At 42.2% G+C, this 1,407-nt stretch carries 3 protein-coding genes and 1 pseudogene; all 4 read right to left on the bottom strand.

Features of this window, described 5'->3' with window-relative positions:
- Positions 1 to 77: 77 nt before the first annotated feature.
- Positions 78 to 281: a hypothetical protein gene (locus Q0198_RS02650; RefSeq protein WP_297894627.1), complete on the bottom strand. Its 204-nt coding sequence runs from the start codon at positions 279 to 281 to the stop codon at positions 78 to 80.
- Positions 278 to 457 carry a hypothetical protein gene (locus tag Q0198_RS02645; RefSeq protein WP_297894626.1) on the bottom strand — a complete coding sequence of 60 codons (180 nt, stop codon included), beginning with the start codon at positions 455 to 457 and terminating at the stop codon, positions 278 to 280. Before Q0198_RS02645 ends, Q0198_RS02650 begins: the two co-directional genes overlap by 4 nt.
- A complete protein-coding gene (locus Q0198_RS02640) occupies positions 454 to 1,026 on the bottom strand; it encodes an RAMP superfamily CRISPR-associated protein (protein ID WP_297894622.1) in 573 nt (190 codons plus the stop codon). Before Q0198_RS02640 ends, Q0198_RS02645 begins: the two co-directional genes overlap by 4 nt.
- Positions 1,004 to 1,407: pseudogene (locus Q0198_RS02635) on the bottom strand (hypothetical protein); the annotation flags it as partial. The pseudogene Q0198_RS02635 and the gene Q0198_RS02640, both read right to left, overlap by 23 nt.

Here is a 1,407-nt window from a genome sequence, read left to right as displayed (position 1 = left end):
TAAACGCCTCATAGCCGTACATCTGACTATCATAGAGCGTCTTTTTTCTTTATCGTAGGCGCTTTTTTGTGAAAAATCTAGGTCCAGGCTAAGCTGCTTTTTTCGTCATTTATGTAGCCGCTTCGCATCTGTTTTAGCTGGGTAAATTTTTCAAATTCTTCGTGGCTTAGCAAGTGATGATTGTAAATTTTGCTGCCATCAAGCTTTTCGTGAAAATAGGAAAGCGGAATTTTAAAGAATTCTTTACCCTCTTTGATCGGCGAAGCGTCGCAAAATCTCACAGCGCCGCTATGAAAAATTTTAAAAGGATCACTAAAGTCGCTATATCTGCTAGCCACCATACCCAAAATGCACTTCCGGGGATAAAATCAAGCGAGCTCATCTTGCCCTGCGTGTTAGAACTCGCCTGCAAAATAACGGGACTTTTAAAAGTTATCTCAAATCTAAGCTCTCTCATCGTAGCTCCTTAACTTTAAATTCGCATCTGCCGAGGCCTCGGTTACGGTTTAATCCTATCCGCTTTATCATCTCTAGCGCGCGTTTTAAATTTTGGGCGATTTCGTCGCTTACATTTTGGATCTCGCCTTTTAAACTTATAGGCAAAACCACCTCTATATCTCTTAGCGAATTATCTACCGCGATGCCGTTGTCGTCGATTTTAGTAGCCGAAATGATTTCAAAAAGATTGCGCTGCAAGTTATTTGACGTAATTTCGGTAGCGATTTTTTCATCTACCCTCGCGTTACTAAAATAGCACTGCGCCTGCGTCGTATCGTCGTTTTCGTTTTGCTCATTGCCATTATTTTGCTTATTTTTGCCGCCTCGTGAGCCGAAGCACTCACTTATATCGCTTGGATCCCAAAACAGCTCCGCCGCCTCACGCACAAGTCCTTTTATCGTTTTGCCCGGCACATACGGAAGCCCTGCGGCGTCTTTTACTACATAGCTATCAAGTGCCGCTCCACCGCTAAGGCCGCTACTAACATGCCAATAGTCGAAAAATTTAAGCTCGTAATTTATCGTCATTTTTGCCCTCCACTTTTTTATCTTCCGCGCCCGAAGTAACGGAGAGAAATTGCAATACGTCGTAAATCGGCGTCTTCTGCGTTCCGTCCTTTTCTAAAATCAAATTTCCGCACGATAGCCCGCCGTAAAGACCGTTCAACGCCTTATCAAATTCTCCCTTGTTTTCTAGCATCTCATTTATCCGATCTAGCATACTTTTAGCTAGTTTGTCATTTATGCCGAGCTCTTTTATCCACTCTCGTAGTTTGCCTTTTGGGCTGTTTTTGTTGCGATAAATTTTGGCTAAATTTACAAAATTTTCTACCTTTGGCTCATTTTTTGACTTGGTCGTATCTCCCAAATAATAAGGTCCAAAATCGCACCTGATTTCTCGCATTTTTT

Origin of the sequence: uncultured Campylobacter sp., assembly GCF_938045205.1 — a bacterium.
Classification (GTDB): domain Bacteria; phylum Campylobacterota; class Campylobacteria; order Campylobacterales; family Campylobacteraceae; genus Campylobacter_B.
This window is presented reverse-complemented; position numbering and strand designations above follow the sequence as displayed.